Origin of the sequence: Vibrio sp. TRT 21S02 (assembly GCF_050113675.1) — a bacterium.
In the GTDB taxonomy this organism is placed as follows: Bacteria; Pseudomonadota; Gammaproteobacteria; order Enterobacterales; family Vibrionaceae; genus Vibrio.
The window spans coordinates 1-960 of the sequence record NZ_JBNJOI010000063.1; the positions used below are offsets into that span (position 1 = coordinate 1).

The 960-nt window shown below is 45.6% G+C and carries 1 protein-coding gene; it reads right to left on the reverse strand.

Annotation, left to right across the window (positions count from 1 at the left end; translation table 11 throughout):
- The coding region (locus ACQEXU_RS21935) for a helicase-related protein (protein WP_427012297.1) at positions 1-960 on the reverse strand (960 nt) is incomplete at both ends.

Here is a 960-nt window from a genome sequence, read left to right on the forward strand (position 1 = left end):
ATCGTAGTATTGAACACGTTCGGCAATGGCTTTCACCGTTACACCGTTGACATGGAACTTTCTAACTCGGTTTTCATCCTGCCAATCATCATCGGAATTGCTACCGTCAGAAGGGGATGAACCTGAGCCGTATGAAGCCTCTGGTTCATGGATGCTTTCAGGGTCGATATCTTCCCCTTCAAATGGATCATCTTGTTCAAGTTCATCCTCACCATCGATGATCTCATCGAGTCCATCATCGGTATCGAAGTCTTCTGGTTTTGTCTCTTTAACTCGCTCAGGGACACCATCAAAGCGCTCATCAGCGAACAGTTCAGTCGCCTTTTTGAAGTCGAGAATGGTAAACCATAGCTTTCCGTAACGATCATCGATACGAGTACCGCGACCGATGATCTGCTTAAATTTGGTCATCGACTGAATGCCCTGGTCAAGAACAACCAGTTTGCAAGTTTTTGCATCGACACCTGTTGTCATGAGTTCTGAGGTGGTCGCGATAACAGGGTAAGCCTTTTTGGGGTTGATGAAGTTATCAAGCTGAGCTTTGCCTATTTCATCATCACCAGTGATTTTCATTACGTATTTTTCATTCTTTGCAACTTGCTCAGGGTTGCAGTTGATTAGTGCTCGACGCATACGCTCTGCGTGGTCAATGTCATTACAGAACACAATGGTCTTCGCCATCGGGTCGGTGCGCTTGAGGTAGCTGGTGATGGTCTGTGCAACAAGTTCTGTTCGCTCATCAATGACCATAGTTCTGTCGAAGTCTTTCTGGTTATAGATCCTGTCTTCGATGACTTCACCATGCTTATCGACTTGCCCTTTGGTTGGTCGCCAACCTTGCAAATCAACATCAATATCTACACGCACAACTTTGTAAGGGGCTAAGAAACCGTCTTCAATACCTTGCTTTAGAGAGTAGGTATAAATGGCGTCGCCAAAGTACTCGGTGTTAGACACGAT